This is a genomic window from Citromicrobium bathyomarinum, assembly GCF_038594605.1.
Taxonomy (GTDB): Bacteria; Pseudomonadota; Alphaproteobacteria; order Sphingomonadales; family Sphingomonadaceae; genus Alteriqipengyuania; species Alteriqipengyuania bathyomarina_B.
The window spans coordinates 156,538-171,121 of the sequence record NZ_JBCFZM010000004.1; the positions used below are offsets into that span (position 1 = coordinate 156,538).

16 protein-coding genes are annotated in these 14,584 nt (G+C 64.1%); 5 read left to right on the forward strand and 11 right to left on the reverse strand.

The window, feature by feature from the left end:
* The first annotated feature begins 147 nt into the window (after positions 1 to 147).
* From rpsF to AAG612_RS14930, 5 genes are all read left to right on the forward strand, one after another.
* Positions 148 to 519, forward strand: a complete 372-nt coding sequence (rpsF, locus tag AAG612_RS14910) for a 30S ribosomal protein S6 (protein WP_342511503.1) — start codon at positions 148 to 150, stop codon at positions 517 to 519.
* Entirely contained in the window at positions 519 to 743 is a 225-nt protein-coding gene (gene rpsR, locus AAG612_RS14915) for a 30S ribosomal protein S18 (RefSeq protein WP_010240048.1), read from the forward strand. The genes rpsF and rpsR overlap by 1 nt, the downstream gene beginning before the upstream one ends.
* 15 nt (positions 744 to 758) lie before the next feature.
* On the forward strand, positions 759 to 1,448 hold the full coding sequence (gene rplI, locus AAG612_RS14920) for a 50S ribosomal protein L9 (protein ID WP_342511508.1): 690 nt from the start codon (positions 759 to 761) through the stop codon (positions 1,446 to 1,448).
* A 139-nt stretch (positions 1,449 to 1,587) separates the two neighbouring features.
* The gene (locus AAG612_RS14925) at positions 1,588 to 3,024 is read left to right on the forward strand and encodes an AMP nucleosidase (RefSeq protein ID WP_342511510.1); all 1,437 of its coding nucleotides are present in this window, start codon (positions 1,588 to 1,590) and stop codon (positions 3,022 to 3,024) included.
* 22 nt (positions 3,025 to 3,046) lie between these two features.
* Positions 3,047 to 3,463, forward strand: a complete 417-nt coding sequence (locus tag AAG612_RS14930; protein ID WP_342511512.1) for a hypothetical protein — start codon at positions 3,047 to 3,049, stop codon at positions 3,461 to 3,463.
* Here AAG612_RS14930 and AAG612_RS14935 read toward each other — a convergent pair.
* The 11 genes from AAG612_RS14935 to AAG612_RS14985 all read right to left on the reverse strand — a co-directional run bounded on the left by AAG612_RS14935 (position 3,408) and on the right by AAG612_RS14985 (position 14,549).
* Complete coding sequence (locus AAG612_RS14935; protein WP_342511514.1) at positions 3,408 to 4,268, reverse strand: DUF1028 domain-containing protein; 861 nt, start codon at positions 4,266 to 4,268, stop codon at positions 3,408 to 3,410. The genes AAG612_RS14930 and AAG612_RS14935 overlap by 56 nt on opposite strands.
* Before the next feature lie 26 nt (positions 4,269 to 4,294).
* The gene (locus AAG612_RS14940) at positions 4,295 to 4,789 is read right to left on the reverse strand and encodes a YbjN domain-containing protein (RefSeq protein WP_342511516.1); all 495 of its coding nucleotides are present in this window, start codon (positions 4,787 to 4,789) and stop codon (positions 4,295 to 4,297) included.
* 26 nt (positions 4,790 to 4,815) lie between these two features.
* Complete coding sequence (gene rimK / locus AAG612_RS14945) at positions 4,816 to 5,721, reverse strand: 30S ribosomal protein S6--L-glutamate ligase (RefSeq protein ID WP_342511623.1); 906 nt, start codon at positions 5,719 to 5,721, stop codon at positions 4,816 to 4,818.
* An 8-nt stretch (positions 5,722 to 5,729) separates the two neighbouring features.
* Positions 5,730 to 6,173 (reverse strand): ATP-dependent zinc protease family protein, encoded by a 444-nt coding sequence (locus tag AAG612_RS14950; RefSeq protein ID WP_342511518.1) that lies wholly within the window; start codon positions 6,171 to 6,173, stop codon positions 5,730 to 5,732.
* A gap of 37 nt (positions 6,174 to 6,210) precedes the next feature.
* The gene (locus AAG612_RS14955; RefSeq protein WP_342511520.1) at positions 6,211 to 8,064 is read right to left on the reverse strand and encodes a M2 family metallopeptidase; all 1,854 of its coding nucleotides are present in this window, start codon (positions 8,062 to 8,064) and stop codon (positions 6,211 to 6,213) included.
* A gap of 74 nt (positions 8,065 to 8,138) precedes the next feature.
* Complete coding sequence (locus AAG612_RS14960; RefSeq protein ID WP_342511521.1) at positions 8,139 to 8,897, reverse strand: alpha/beta fold hydrolase; 759 nt, start codon at positions 8,895 to 8,897, stop codon at positions 8,139 to 8,141.
* Positions 8,898 to 8,904: 7 nt separating this feature from the next.
* Positions 8,905 to 9,504 (reverse strand): hypothetical protein, encoded by a 600-nt coding sequence (locus tag AAG612_RS14965; RefSeq protein ID WP_342511523.1) that lies wholly within the window; start codon positions 9,502 to 9,504, stop codon positions 8,905 to 8,907.
* A gap of 71 nt (positions 9,505 to 9,575) precedes the next feature.
* Complete coding sequence (locus tag AAG612_RS14970; RefSeq protein ID WP_342511525.1) at positions 9,576 to 10,016, reverse strand: hypothetical protein; 441 nt, start codon at positions 10,014 to 10,016, stop codon at positions 9,576 to 9,578.
* 3 nt (positions 10,017 to 10,019) lie between these two features.
* On the reverse strand, positions 10,020 to 11,045 hold the full coding sequence (locus tag AAG612_RS14975) for an aspartate-semialdehyde dehydrogenase (RefSeq protein WP_342511527.1): 1,026 nt from the start codon (positions 11,043 to 11,045) through the stop codon (positions 10,020 to 10,022).
* A gap of 68 nt (positions 11,046 to 11,113) precedes the next feature.
* Positions 11,114 to 12,301, reverse strand: a complete 1,188-nt coding sequence (locus tag AAG612_RS14980; protein WP_342511529.1) for an APC family permease — start codon at positions 12,299 to 12,301, stop codon at positions 11,114 to 11,116.
* Positions 12,302 to 12,308: 7 nt separating this feature from the next.
* Complete coding sequence (locus tag AAG612_RS14985; protein ID WP_342511530.1) at positions 12,309 to 14,549, reverse strand: S9 family peptidase; 2,241 nt, start codon at positions 14,547 to 14,549, stop codon at positions 12,309 to 12,311.
* Between the last annotated feature and the right edge of the window lie 35 nt (positions 14,550 to 14,584).

Sequence of the window (14,584 nt, forward strand, 5' to 3'; positions counted from 1 at the left end):
AGCCTTGCATTACCCGCCAATCCCGCTATGTGGCCCGCTTCCCTGCTGTCGGCGACGGCTGGCAGTGGGGAAACCAAGAAAGCCGGAGGGGCCCCGCGATCCGCGTGGGATAAGCCAGCGATCGGCAGCAACGTGAAAGGACAAGGGATGGCTCTTTACGAGCACATTTTCCTTGCGCGCCAGGATTTGAGCCAGTCGCAAGTCGACGCTCTGGCCGCGCAAGCCACCGAGATCATCGAGAAGAACGAAGGCAAGGTCACCAAGACGGAGACCTGGGGCCTCAAGAATCTCGCCTACAAGATCGACCGCAACCGCAAGGCGCACTTCGTGCTGCTGAACATCGAAGGCCCCGGCAGCATGGTTGCCGAGCTGGAGCGGCAGACCCGCATCAACGAAGACGTCATTCGGTACATGACGATCCGCGTCGACGAGCTGGAAGAAGGCCCGTCCGCGATGATGCGCAAGAACGAACGCGACAACAAAAAGCGCCGCGAGCGCTCCGATCGGGGAGACGACTAATGGCCCGCCCGTTTTTCCGCCGCCGCAAGACCTGCCCGTTTTCGGGCAAGAATGCTCCGGTCATCGACTACAAGGATGTGCGTCTGCTGCAGGGCTTCATGTCCGAACGTGGCAAGATCGTGCCCAGCCGCATCACCGCCGTCAGCGCGAAGAAGCAGCGTGAACTCGCCAAGGCGATCAAGCGCGCGCGCCACATCGGCCTTCTTCCCTACGTCGTGAAGTAAGAGGAGCGAGACACCATGGATATTATCCTCCTCGAACGTATCGGCAATCTGGGCAGCATCGGCGACGTTGTGACCGTGAAAGACGGTTACGCACGCAACTTCCTGCTGCCGCAGAAGAAGGCGCTGCGCGCCAACTCTGCCAACAAGAAGGTCTTCGAAGCCAACCGCGAACGCCTCGAAAAGGAAAACGCGGAACGTCGTGGCGAAGCCGAGAAGGCTGGCGAGAAGATCGCAGGGGCAGAGATCGTCCTGATCCGCGCCTCGTCGAACGCCGGCCAGCTGTACGGTTCGGTCAACGTGCGTGACATCGTGGCGGGCCTCGAAGCCCAGGGTCACGAAGTCGACAAGAAGCAGGTCATCATGGGCAGCCCGATCAAGGTGATCGGCATGCACGATGTGACCGTGGCACTGCACCCCGAGGTGCACGTGACGGTCAAGGCCAACGTCGCGCGTTCGGACGATGAAGCCGAACTGCAGAGCCAGGGCGTCGACGTCCTCGCCCAGATGTTCGAAGACGACCAGAAGCAGATCGAAGAAGCGGCTGCCGAGAACCAGATCGACCCCACGCTCGAACCCGGTGAAATCCCTGCCGAGCTGATGGAAGATGGTGTGTCGACCCCGGAAGACCAGACGACCACCGAGTCGCTGATCGAAGCGACCGAGCCGGAAACGAGCTCGGACGAGGTCGAACCCAAGAGCGAATAAGCCTCTAACAGCTTATACCGGAACAAAGGGCCGCTGCCGTCACCCGACGCGCAGCGGCCCTTTTTCGTTCGGCCGCTGAATGCCCTTCAGCGCGATCGCCACTTGGCGGTATCATGCGACGCCGCTAGGACGCGCGGCCATGCTGACCATCGACCAAGCCCTCGACGCGCTCGAAGCGCAATACGACACCGCCATCACCGCGCTGCGCGATGATATCGTGGCCTTCGCCAAGACCGGCGCCCTGCCCACCGCCAGCGCACGCGAGGGCCGCTACACCTATCCGCGCCTGTTGCTGCATTACGACGGCAGCGAGCCGCAGGACGCGCGCAGCCGCGCCTTCGGCCGCCTCGCCCGCGCTGGCACCTATGCCACCACCGTGACGCGCCCCGCGCTATTCCGCGATTACCTGCGCGCGCAGCTGGAGCTGATCGAGAGCGATTATGCGATCCACCTCGACGTGCAGCCGTCGGACCAGGAAATCCCCTTCCCCTACGTGCTGGACGGGGAGGCGACGGCCAAGCTCTCGGGCACGAGCCCGCAGGAAATCGCGCGTCATTTCCCCCATACCGATCTTGCCGATATCGGGGACGAACTGGCGGACGGGATCGAACTGGAGGACGAGGATGCAATGATCCCGCTCTCGCTGTTCGACGGTCTGCGCACCGACTTCAGTCTCGCGCGGCTGGCGCATTATACCGGCACCGACCCGGAGCATTTCCAGCGCTTCGTCCTGTTCACCAACTACCACCGCTATGTCGACGAATTCGTGGACTGGGCGGGCCAGCGGCTGGGTGAGGACGAGTGCAGCGCGCTTGCAGGGCCGGGCGGGCTCTTCCTGACCGAGCCGACGGAGAATGCGAAGGATCAGCTCTCCGACGCGTCGTGGCGACGGCATCAGATGCCCGCATACCACCTGATCGGGAAGGACGGCGGCGGGATAACCCTGGTCAATATCGGCGTCGGGCCGAGCAATGCGAAAACGATCTGCGATCACCTTGCGGTGCTGCGGCCCGAGGCGTGGCTGATGATCGGCCATTGCGGCGGCCTGCGCGCCAGCCAGAAGATCGGCGACTACGTGCTCGCCCATGCCTACCTGCGCGACGACCACGTGCTCGACCCGGTGCTGCCGCCCGAGATCCCTCTGCCTGCGATTGCCGAAGTGCAGCAGGCGCTCGCCGCCGCTGCCGAGGAAGTCTCGGGCAGGCATGGCAGCGATCTCAAGCAGCGGCTGCGCACCGGCACGGTGGTGACGACCGACGACCGCAACTGGGAATTGCGCTATGCCCTGTCGGCCAAGCGCTTCTCGCTCAGCCGCGCGGTCGGGATCGACATGGAGAGCGCGACCATCGCCGCCCAGGGCTACCGCTTCCGGGTGCCTTATGGCACGCTGCTATGCGTCAGCGACAAGCCGCTGCATGGCGAGATCAAGCTGCCCAAGCAGGCGAACACGTTCTACGAAGAGGCGATCGCCGCGCACCTGCAGATCGGCATCGCCGCCTGCCGCCACCTGCGGAAGGAAGGCCAGCGCCTGCATTCACGCAAGCTGCGCGCGTTCAACGAACCTGCCTTCAGGTAGGTCGCGCCTGACGGAAAAGACGATGGTCCAGCTCGATCCCGCCTACCAGCTCGCGCTCGCCGACATGATGATCGGCGTGTGTTCGTTCCTCGGCGGATTTTCGGCGACCATTTTCGTCACGCTGCTGACGCTGGCCAAGCCGGGCATCTTTGCGCGGATCGCCATCGGCGCCTCGGCCTTCGCGGCGGTGGCGTTCATCATCTGCCTGACCTCCGCCGTCTCGATCAGCTTCGCGCTGCATCCGAACGCGCCGACGACGATCAGGGAAACCCCGCTGGCGAGCCTCCAGGTGACCATTGCGATCAGCTTCATGTTCGGCATCGCCGCGATGCTGGGCTCGATCGGAGTGGCAGGCTGGATCCGCTCGCGCGCGCTCGGCATCTTCACCAGCGTGATCGCAGGCATCGGGCTGCTGATGGCCTTCGCGCAGCTGACCTGAGCCGTCCTGTCAGCGTAGTTCCAAGCTTTCCTGGTAGCGCCTGCGGAGCTCGACCACCGGGTTCTCGTCGCTCCCGGTTTGTACCGACAATGAGCTTGAGGCTCAGCTCACGCAACGTGTCGGACGGTACACCCACGCCAAGATACGCCGACTGCGCCGTCTTTTCCGGCCCGCATCGTCGATCGCCGCCCGCGTGGGCACCTGCTTCGAGCGCGCGCATAAGCCGTTCGGCCAAGGGCAAGCCCCCCGCTTCGGCGTGCAGATAGGCATCGTAGCTGGCCTGCACGACCCGATCATTGGCGAGAATGTTGCCCTGCACGGCAAACCGCCGACCTACGATCTGCCCGCGTGACGCGTGGGTTTCGCTGCCGGTGAAAGCAGCCGCACCGGGCACCTCTCCCTCATCGCGCAACACGGCGAGCCCGTATTGCTGGTCTTGCGCCATGGTGTCGAACGCGGGATCGGTGATGGTCGCGAGGATCGCGGATATGGGCCGGTCGAGGGCCATCATATCGGCCGCTTTTTCCTTCGCCTCCATGTTGCTTCTCGCCTGCGCGACAACGGCCCCGTGCCCTGGCACCAACCGCGCTACACCCGCGACGAAGGCCGTGCATGATGCACCGGCGCTGCCCACTTCCTGGGTTTCCGGATCGACCGCAACGATCGTCCAGGTCGCGCTGACGGGAGATGCCAGCACAAGCGCCGAACCCGCTGCGATCCATCGGGCACAGAAGACTCTCACTGCCCGACCGGGGCCCCGGTCGTCACGCGCGCCGGGATAGAATGGCCAACCCGCCCGCATCATCCAACGCGTCGCTGTCGACGCACGCCCTATTCCCCGCGTTGCTGTGCAAAGGCGATGTCGGCCACGCTATCGACCGTATCGACATACATCCGGACGGCGGTGGAGAAGGTGCCCACCGGGACACCTTCGCGTCCGGTGACCACGTCCCACGAGATAAACGGATCGCCCTCGTCGTCGAGCCAGATCGCCGCGAAGCGCAGATTCTTGCTCACCTCGATCGCGGATGCCGCATCCCATTGCGTCTCCCGGTCGAATCCGGTCGCGAACATGAGCGAGGTGCACTCGACATGTTCGGCATTGCAGCCATAGAAATGGATGTAGGAGGGCATCTGCGCGAACTCGGTGCTGATCATGGGATCGCCGGAACCGTCCGTATCCAGTTCGGCCTTGTAACCGCCCATCTTCAGCGCCGCGACGATCGATGCCGGATCGTGGGCGCCGACCATCGATGGCGGCGTCTGCGCCATCGCCGGGGAAGCCAAGCCAACCAACAGCAGGCCTGTGGGTGCCGATTTACGCATTGGATTCCCCCTTGCAGCTGCGGCGTTCAACCCGCGCCCTTCGTCTTCGTCGCCCCGATCTTGGCGCTCTTTTCGATAAATTCGATGATCTGGCCCGCGATGTCCTTGCCCGTCGCGGCCTCGATTCCTTCGAGGCCGGGAGAGGAGTTCACCTCCATGATGACCGGCCCGTGATTGGACCGCAGCATGTCGACCCCGCACACGTTCAGCCCCATGCGCTTGGCCGCGCGCACGGCAGTGCTGCGTTCCTCGGGGGTGATCTTGATCAGCTGGGCGCTGCCGCCGCGATGCAGGTTGGACCGGAAATCGTCCGGCGCGCCGGTGCGCTTCATCGCCGCGACCACCTTGCCGCCGACCACCAGCGCGCGGATATCGGTGCCGCCCGCTTCCTTGATGAACTCCTGCACCAGGATGTTCACGTTGGCGCCGCGAAACGCTTCGATCACCGACTTCGCGCTCGACATCGAGTCCGCCAGCACCACGCCGATGCCCTGCGTGCCTTCCAGCAGCTTGATGACCACCGGCGGGCCCTTGACCGCGCGGATGATTTCCTCCGCCTTCTTGGGGTCGTTGGCATAGGCGGTCAGCGGCAGGCCGAGGCCGTGCTTGGCAAAGATCTGCATCGAACGCAGCTTGTCCCGGCTGCGCCCGATGGCGACGCTTTCGTTCAGCGGCCAGCAGCCGCGCATTTCGAACTGGCGCAGGATGGCGAGGCCGTAATTGGTGACCGAAGCCCCGATGCGCGGGATGACCGCATCATAGCCGATGCACGGTTCTCCGTCATAATAGACCTCGGGCCGGTGGCTCGCGATATGCACGGTACACCGGGTAGTGTTGAGAATATCGAGCGAGTGGCCGCGCGCCTCTGCCGCTTCCTTCAGACGCTTGTGCGAATAGAGGTTCGGATTACGCGCCAGCATGGCGATCTTCATGGGGGTACTCATGGTTTATGGCCTTTCACCGGTTCTCGACCGGAGGACTGGAGCCAGGAATTGCCCGAGTCGACGAGGAAGCGTCGCCTGAGCGCGCTCCTTCCTATCAGCATCGGGAACTTCATGTCGCTACGATCGGCAAGGCTGATCTCTGCCCGGAAGCTCAACTCGCCGATCTGCAGCGGGGTCTTGATGACATAGCGCAGCTGCGTCTCCCCATTCGAGCTGGTGATCCCGCGCACATCGACATGCACCGCCTCGCACACCTGCATCACCTTGGTGCCGGGAAAGAACACCTCGAAACGGACGAACTTTTCGCCGTCGCGCTTGAACTCGTCGAGCACGATGCCGTGCAGCGAAGAGGTACGCGCGCCGCTGTCGATCTTCGCGGGCACGCCTTTCAGGCCCAGATCAGGCAAATTGACCAGTTCACGCCATCCGACGGTGATCACAGGCTGGAAACCGCTCGATGCCAGGCAGAATTTCCGATCACCATCCGCTCGGCTTGCCCTCGTTCTGCTCGTCGAGCCATGCCTTGAGCGGTGCGAAATACTCGACCAGCGCCTCGCCGCTCATCTCGCGGCTGCCGGTGAAGGCTTCCAGCGCGTCGGGCCACGGCTTGCTGGCACCCATTTCGAGCATCGCGTCGAGGTTCTTGCCGACTTCTTCGTTACCGTAGAACGAGCAGCGATGCAGCGGGCCTTCCCAGCCCGCCTGATCGCACGCCGCCTTGTAGAACTGGAACTGGAGGATCCGCGCGAGGAAATAGCGCGTGTAGGGCGTGTTGCCCGGAATGTGATATTTTGCGCCCGGATCGAAGGCGTCATCGGGGCGATCCACCGGCGGGGTGATACCCTGATATTCGCGCTTCAGATCATGCCATGCGGTGTTGTAATCCGCCGGAGTGATCGAGCCATCGAAGACCCCCCAGCGCCATTTGTCGACCAGCAGGCCGAACGGCAGGAACGCGACCTTGTCCATCGCCTGACGCAGCAGCAAACCGATGTCCTTGTCCGCGCTCGGCACGTCCGCGCGATCGAGCAAGCCGATCTGGACGAGATACTCGGGGGTGATCGACAGTGCGATGAAATCGCCGATCGCTTCGTGGAAGCCATCATTCGCGCCGTTGAGGTAGAGATAGGGTTGTTCGTTATAGGCGCGCTGGTAATAGTTGTGGCCAAGCTCGTGATGGATGGTGACGAAGTCGTCCGCATTCACCTTGATGCACATCTTGATGCGGATATCGTCCTTGTTGTCGACGTCCCAGGCCGACGCGTGGCAGACGACTTCGCGGTCGGCGGGCTTGGTGAACTGGCTACGCTCCCAGAAGGTTTCGGGCAGCGGCTCGAAGCCGAGCGAGGAATAGAAGCCCTCGCCGATTTTCACCATGTCCATCGGGTCCTTGCCCTGCGCTGTCAGCAGGTCGCCGATGTCGTAGCCGAGATCGCCGGAACCCTCGGGCGCGACCAGCGGGTAGATATTGCCCCATTCCTGCGCCCACATATTGCCCAGCAGGTCCGCGCGGATCGGCCCGGTCGGGGGCTGGATGGCATCGCCGTACTTCTCGTTCAGCTTGGCGCGGACATAGGTGTGAAGCGACTGGTAGAGCGGCGCGACTTCTTGCCACATCCGCTCCAGCTCGTCCGAAAATTCCTCCGGCGGCATGTCGTATCCCGAGCGCCACATGGTGCCGACATTGTCGAAGCCCAGCTCTTTGGCGCCGGCATTGGCGATCTCGACCATGCGGGCATAATCGTCCTTCATCGGCGCGCCGACATTGGTGTGCCAGCTTGCCCACATCTCTGCGAGCTCGGCGGGGGTGCGTTCGAGGTTGCCCATCTCCGCCTCGATATCCGAGCCGTTGATTTCCTCTCCGTTGAGCATGCCCTTGCCCTTGCCGTACTGGCTGTTGAGGCTGGTCGCGATCTCGTTCAGTTCGGTCGCCGCACCATCGGCGGTCGGCGCGGGCAACACGATTCCGTTGCGCAGGATATCGAGCTTGCGGGCGACTTCCGGGTCGAGCCCGTCGACCTGCGCGTACTTCGCCGCGTCGAGCGCATAATTCACGCTCATCTCGGTGCCTTGCGCGCCGACCTTGGCTGCCAGCGCATCGGTATCGGGCGTGATATAGGTCGCGTTGACCCAGTAGACGCGCGATGCCTCGACCGAATAATCGAACAGCGTCTGCTCGACCATCGCGACCCAGTCCGCCGCGCCCTGCGGCGTCATCGGGTATTCGGCCATCGCCGCTTCGGTTTCACTGCCGCCGTGATGATCGGCCAGCGCCGGAGTGGCGAGCGTCGCCGCAGCGATCGCGGCGAGCGAGACGGAGAAAAGCTTCATGAGCGGCATCCTGTCGTAGGGTTTGCGATTGGCCGCGAAACTAACTCCACGCGGGGTAATAGCAAGCGCGCGAGTCAGGCGACGGTACGGCCCAGCCAATCGGCCATCGCCTCGCTCAGAGCGGGCTTCGTCACGCTGCTCATGTGCGTGCCGGGGACCTCGACATAGGTCGCGTCGGGCAGGCCTTCGGCCAGCTCCTGCGCGGAGCCGTTGTCGCGGTCCTCATCGCCGCACACCACCAGCGTGGGGCAGGTAATACTGGCGAGCTGGGCCGGGTCGAGATCTTCCATGCTGCCCAACAACAGCCGTGCAGCAATGCGATCGACCTTCTGCGACTTGAGAAACTGCATCGAGAAATAGGCCGGATCGCCTTTCGGGATGGCGTCGAATTCGTCGATCACGCGGGTGAAGAACGCTGCGCGCTTCTCCCATTGCGAAAGCCCGTCGATCCCCATTCCGCCAAGGATCAGTCGCTGCGGTTTCAGCGTGCCCGAGGCGACGCCATGGATCGCGGTGCGCGCGCCAAGCGAAAACCCACCCAGATCGTAGTCGGTCAGGCCGAGATGCTCGATCAGTGCGGCGACGTCCTTGACCAGCACGCCGGACGGGTAGGCATCGGGAGCGCGCGGCGCCTCGCTCTGCCCGTGGACACGGAAATCGAGCATGCACACTTCAAAGCCCTGCTCGGCAATCCGCGCGGCATGACCGAACCTGATCCAGTTCATGTCCGCGCTCGAAAACAGGCCGTGCAGCAGGACGAACGGCCGCCCTTCCCCCATGCGATGGATGGCCAGTTTCGTGCCGTCGAAGGAACGGAAATGTTCGGTCGTCATGAAACTATCAACGGAAATTGCAGGAGACGCCGCCCCACAGGGTGGCGACCTGGTTGTCCTCGACCAATCCGGACACAGCCATTTCGCCATCGCCGAGCATGAATTCCTCGCCCAGCGTGCTGTCTTCGAAGGCATCGTAAGTTGCCAGCTTGCGCAGGTCGGTGCCCGCCATGCCGATGGTGACGCCGTCGGGACCGGTGAAATCGGCCCGCTCGCTCGGCCCGGTGACCGACCAGCCGGCGAAGCTCTCATCCTGAAACAGCGCGGCGAAATCGCCGAAGGTGGCAAAGGTGATGGGGCCGGCACCGCATTCCTCGTTGGTCGCGAATTGCGGCCCGCCGAAGACCATCGTCAGCTGCTCGACCACCGCATCCTGGGGTGCGCCGAAACTCAGCTCGACGGCCGATCCGCCCGCTTCGGGTGCGGCGATCAGCAGGCCGTCCGCGCGCAGTGTGACAGGGCGGTTTTCGGGTGCGTTGGGAGTTTGCGCCGCGATCTCCTCGGCGGTCGGCGGCTCGCTCGGCTGCGGTTCTTCCACGCCGTCGCCACAAGCCGCAAGGGCGAAGGCCGCCAGACCAACCAATGCGAAACCGAACCGAGCCTTCATCTCACTCTCCCAAACCGAAGCCCAAGCCGACACATTGCTTGGGGACGAACAGTGTCAGAGGCTCGCGCGCTTCACAAGCGCCCACCGCCGCTTCCATCCTCCTCCGGATCACGCTGGTCGATGATGACCACGTCGGCGGTGGATGGCGAACGATCCTGCCCCGGACGTTCGGCATCGCGCCACGATCCATCGATGGTCTCGCCGCCGCCCATACCGCTCATGCCGCCCATCTGCCCGCGCATCCCCGCCAGTCGCTTCATCAGGAAGCGGCGGAACAGCAACGGCACCCCCAGCGTGAGCACCGCGATCGGCACCGCGATCCACCACAGCCAGTCGAGCCAGTCGACCATGCGGGTCAGCGCAAAGATGATCGCGAATGCGACTGCCCAGCGGATCGCCCAGCGCACAACCAACCGCTTCATGAAGGCGGACGTTTCACGCTCGATCTGTTCGAGCGAGGCGTCCATCTCGCTGGCCATGCGGCGCTGCTGCTCGGGATCCGGGCCGAGCATTGCCTAGCCCTTCTTGAGGTGGCGGCGGCCCAGCAGTTCGGCGATCTGCACCGCGTTGAGCGCGGCACCCTTGCGCAGGTTGTCGGAGACGCACCACAGATTGAGGCCGTTCTCGACCGTCGCATCTTCGCGCACGCGGCTGATATAGGTCGCGCCGTCGCCCACGCATTCCACCGGGGTGATGTAACCTTCGTCCTCGCGCTTATCGACCAGCATCAGGCCCGGCGCCTCGCGCAGGATGTCCTGGGCTGCTTGCGCACTTAGCTCGCGCTCGAATTCGATGGTGACGGCCTCGGCATGGCCGACGAACACCGGCACCCGCACGCAGGTGGCGGTCAGCTTTACCTTGGGGTCGAGAATCTTCTTGGTCTCGACCACCATCTTCCATTCTTCCTTGGTCGATCCATCGTCGAGGAAGACATCGATATGCGGGATCACGTTGAAGGCGATCTGCTTGGTGAACTTGGCTGGCTCGACAGGATCGCCGACGAAGATCGCGCGGCTCTGCTGGAACAGCTCGTCCATGCCTTCCTTGCCCGCGCCGGAAACCGACTGATAGGTCGAGACGACCACCCGCTTGATCCCCGCGGCATCGTGCAAGGGCTTGAGTGCAACGACCAGCTGCGCGGTCGAACAATTGGGGTTCGCGATGATGTTCTTCGCAGTATAGCCGTCGATCGCGTCGGGGTTCACCTCGGGCACGATCAGCGGCACGTCGGGGTCCATCCGGAAGTGCGAGGAATTGTCGATCACCACGCAGCCCGCCGCCGCCGCCTTGGGCGCATATTCCTTGGCGATGGAGCCGCCTGCGGAAAATAGCGCGATGTCCCACCCGGTGAAGTCGAAATGCTCGAGGTTCTTGCACTTGAGCATCTTGCCGGTGTCGCCGAACTCGATCTCTGTGCCATGGCTGCGCGAGCTGGCCAGCGCCACGATCTCGTCGATCGGAAACTCGCGCTCCGCCAGCACCTGCATCATCTCGCGTCCGACATTGCCTGTCGCGCCGACTACGGCGACCTTGTAACCCATCAATCACTCCTGTGCGTGCTGCACTGCCACATGGGGCCGAGCGGCGCACGTCGCAAGCGATTGTGGGCTCAAATCACCTCGAGCATGTGCAGCACCAGCACCGCCAACGCCCCGAGGGCGAGCACCGCGCCCGGCAGCGTGATCCACCGCTTGCCGACATTCTCCTTCACCGCGAGCGCGTTGAGCGTACCGAAGACGAGCAGAAAGACGACGCTGGCCCCGCTCACCAGCCCGTCCAGCCCGCCCATCACCGCCAGCGCCAGCGCGCCTGCCGCCAGTAGCAGCACCGCCCAGGACGGCGACCCTTCCGAGTTCTCGCGCCCCAGCGCGCCGGGCAAGCCACCATCCTGTGCCACCTCGCGCGCCAGCCGCGCCGAACTGAATAGCGTTGCGTTGATCGCGCTGGCGGTGGAAAGCGCCGCCGCTATGGTCACCGCGATCAGACCGGGCGTGCCGAGCGCCGCCTGCCCGGCCCGCGACAGCGCGACCTCGCCATCCTCGATCACCGCCTGCGTGCCCGTCAGCATCGGCACCGCCAACGCAACGAGGACATAGATTAGCGCCGCGCTGCCGATGGCGAGCGGCATGATCCGCCGCATCACCCGCTTGCGGTCCTTCATCTCGTCGTAGTCGTAGGCGAGCAGTTCGAACCCCTCGTAAGCCATAAACACCGACGCCGCGCCGATCACAATACCGATCAGGCCGGGTTGCTGGGCGATGGAGAGCTTCTCCGCCTCGAACTGCGCAAGACCGAATGCGGCAAGCGCGGCGAGGATGGCGAGCTTCACCACCACGATGGCGATTTCCACCCCCGCCGCCTGCCCTGCACCGCGCAGGTTGATGCCGGTCATCGCCAGGATCACCGCAGATGCCATCGCCGGCGGAAGCCACGATGGCCCGCCAATCGCCTGCCCCAGATATGCGCCGAAGGTATAGGCATAGACCGCGCAGGTCAGCACATAACCAGCCAGCAAAACCCACGCCGACCCGCGGGCGAGGCCGGTGAACCCGAGATCGCGCAAGAAGGTGTAGATGCCGCCGGCCTCGTCCTTCTCCACCGTCAGCGCGGCAAGGCTGTGGCCGGTGGCATAGGCGACCAACCCGCCAAGCACGAAGCTGAGCGCGGCCCAGTGCCCGGCGCTAGAGATGACGACGCCAAGGGTAGAGAAAATCCCGCCGCCGACCATCCCACCGACCGCAATCGCCCATACGGCGGCTAGCCCGAGCTGCGCGTCGGCCGATGCCCTCCCGTTCATGCGGGTCTTACTCCGGCGGCGTTACCTCATGGCTTTCGAGGAAGCGGAAGATCGTGTTCCACAGGTGCGGGCTGATGTTTTCGCCGGAAACGCGGTGCGTGTAGCCGGGGTAGAGCATCATCTCGAACGGCACGTTGCCTTCCTGCAGGACCGAGATCAGCTCGGACGAATTCTCGAACACCACGTTGTCGTCGGCCATGCCGTGGATCAGCAGCAGCGGATCGGTGATCTTCCTGGCGTCGGGGATCGCGCTCGCGGCTTCGTAGGCTTCGGGCACCACGTTGGGATCGCCCATGAAACGCTCGGTATAATGCGTGTCGTAGAGGCCCCAGCGCGTCACCGGCGCACCCGAGATACCTGCGGCATAGAGCCCCGGATCGGCCTGCAAACGCTTGAGCGTCATATAGCCGCCATAGGACCAGCCGTAAATCGCCAGCTTGTCCGGATCGACGAAGTCGAGCGTCTTGAGAAACTCCGCCCCCGCCTTCTGGTCGCGCACTTCGACGCCGCCCATCGCGTGGTAGATCGGCTGTTCGAACTCAACTCCGCGATTGGCCGAGCCGCGATTGTCCATCGCGAAATAGATGTAGCCCTTGTCGACGATGGCCTGCGCCAGCGCGCCCTTCCAGCCGCGGTCGACGATCTGCGGCCCGGGCCCGCCATAGTGCATGATGAAAACGGGGTACTGCTTGCCCGGCTCCATTTCGGGCTTGAGCATCATGTAATGCAGCGGCGTGCCGTCCTCGGCCGGGATCGTTCCGTATTCGGGCATTACGTGGCTGGCGAGATACGGGGCGTAGGGATGATCCGCGTCGAGCGCGTTTTGCTGCACCCAGGCGAGCCGCTCACCATTCGTATCGGCAAGATAGCTCTGGGTGGGCTGACCGGGCGAGGATCGGCTGATGAGCAGCGTCTGCGCGTCCTTGTCCATGCTTGCCGAGTGGGTGAAGCCGCGCTCGGTCAGGCGCGTGATCTCGCCGGGCGATGCCATGTTGAGGCGGTACACGTGCTGTTCTAGCACGCTGTCTTTCGTGCCGGTGAAGAACACATCGCCGGTGTTCTCGTTCACCCCGACCAGCTTGGTGACCACCCACTCGCCGCTGGTCAGTTGCACCGGCCCTTCGCGCGTGCGGCGGTAGAGGTGGCCGTAGCCGTCGCTCTCGGACCACCACAGCAGCGTTCCATCCTTCAGGAAGCGATAGTCGTCGCCAAGGTTGATCCAGTAATCCTCGATCGCCGCCTTTTCGGTCAGGATCACTTCGCTGCTGCCGGTGGCGGGATCGACCACGAGCAGTTCGAGCACGGTCTGCTCGCGGTTCTGCCGCTGCACGTAGAGAAATCCGTCATGCGCCCAGTCGACCCGGGCAAGGTAGATGTCCGGGTCCTGGCCGAGGTCGGCCTTGATGATATTGCCGCCGTCGGGGTCCATCACGAACAGCTCGACGCGGGCATTGTCGCTGCCTGCCACAGGGTAGCGCTGGTCGAACACCTTGGTGCCCGTTGCGCCGATCGCCGCGCGGGTGACGACGCCTACGGGTGCCTCGTCGGTCCGCTGGACCGCGATCCGCGTATCGTCCGGGTTCCACCAGTACCCGTCCATCCGGGACATTTCTTCCTGCGCGACGAATTCCGCCTCGCCCCAGCGGATCAGTTCGCCTTCCTTGGGGGTGATCGGCTTCGCGTCCCCACCGACCGGGCCGACCCACAGCTGCCGGTCGCGCACGAAGGAAACGTAATTGCCCTCCTCGCTGAGCTTGGGGTTGAGCTCGCTCTCTTCGGTATCGGTGAGGCGCGTGACGGTGCCGTCCAGTTTCGCAAGGTAGAGATCGCCGTCGAGCGGGACGAGCACGCCCGAGCCATCGGAATTCCACTGATAGCTGATGATGCCGCGCAGGTTGCCGACCCGCGCACGTTCGCGCTGCATCTTTTCGTCTTCGGAGAGTTCGCGGCCCGAGCCGAGCTTCTCGCTGTCCACCAGCATGGTCCATTCGCCGCTCTCGCGGTCGTAGCCCCACAGGTCGTACCGCTCGCGCTCATCTTCGCGATTGCGCAACAGGGTGAGGTAGCGCCCGTCGGGCGAGAGCTTTGCCTGCCGCGGGCTCGGCCCGTCGAGGCTTGGGCTGGCGAACACGCGTTCGAAGGTGAGGTCGGCGCTCTGCGTGGTCTCGGTGGTCATATCCTCGCTTTCCTGCGCCGCGAGCGGGGTTGCAAGGGCCAGAATGGCGGCGGCAGCGAGCAGGTGGCGCATTTGGTGGGCGATCCCTCGTAAACAGACAAAAGAAA

Coding starts and splice junctions, on each gene's coding strand:
- AAG612_RS14985 (WP_342511530.1), bottom strand. CDS start 14,549: ATGCGCCACCTGCTCGCTGCCGCCGCCATTCTGGCCCTTGCAACCCCG.
- AAG612_RS14925 (WP_342511510.1), top strand. CDS start 1,588: ATGCTGACCATCGACCAAGCCCTCGACGCGCTCGAAGCGCAATACGAC.
- rpsR (WP_010240048.1), top strand. CDS start 519: ATGGCCCGCCCGTTTTTCCGCCGCCGCAAGACCTGCCCGTTTTCGGGC.
- AAG612_RS14930 (WP_342511512.1), top strand. CDS start 3,047: ATGGTCCAGCTCGATCCCGCCTACCAGCTCGCGCTCGCCGACATGATG.
- rplI (WP_342511508.1), top strand. CDS start 759: ATGGATATTATCCTCCTCGAACGTATCGGCAATCTGGGCAGCATCGGC.
- rimK (WP_342511623.1), bottom strand. CDS start 5,721: ATGAAGATCGCCATGCTGGCGCGTAATCCGAACCTCTATTCGCACAAG.
- rpsF (WP_342511503.1), top strand. CDS start 148: ATGGCTCTTTACGAGCACATTTTCCTTGCGCGCCAGGATTTGAGCCAG.
- AAG612_RS14955 (WP_342511520.1), bottom strand. CDS start 8,064: ATGAAGCTTTTCTCCGTCTCGCTCGCCGCGATCGCTGCGGCGACGCTC.
- AAG612_RS14940 (WP_342511516.1), bottom strand. CDS start 4,789: ATGCGTAAATCGGCACCCACAGGCCTGCTGTTGGTTGGCTTGGCTTCC.
- AAG612_RS14975 (WP_342511527.1), bottom strand. CDS start 11,045: ATGGGTTACAAGGTCGCCGTAGTCGGCGCGACAGGCAATGTCGGACGC.
- AAG612_RS14970 (WP_342511525.1), bottom strand. CDS start 10,016: ATGCTCGGCCCGGATCCCGAGCAGCAGCGCCGCATGGCCAGCGAGATG.
- AAG612_RS14935 (WP_342511514.1), bottom strand. CDS start 4,268: ATGATGCGGGCGGGTTGGCCATTCTATCCCGGCGCGCGTGACGACCGG.
- AAG612_RS14980 (WP_342511529.1), bottom strand. CDS start 12,301: ATGAACGGGAGGGCATCGGCCGACGCGCAGCTCGGGCTAGCCGCCGTA.
- AAG612_RS14965 (WP_342511523.1), bottom strand. CDS start 9,504: ATGAAGGCTCGGTTCGGTTTCGCATTGGTTGGTCTGGCGGCCTTCGCC.
- AAG612_RS14960 (WP_342511521.1), bottom strand. CDS start 8,897: ATGACGACCGAACATTTCCGTTCCTTCGACGGCACGAAACTGGCCATC.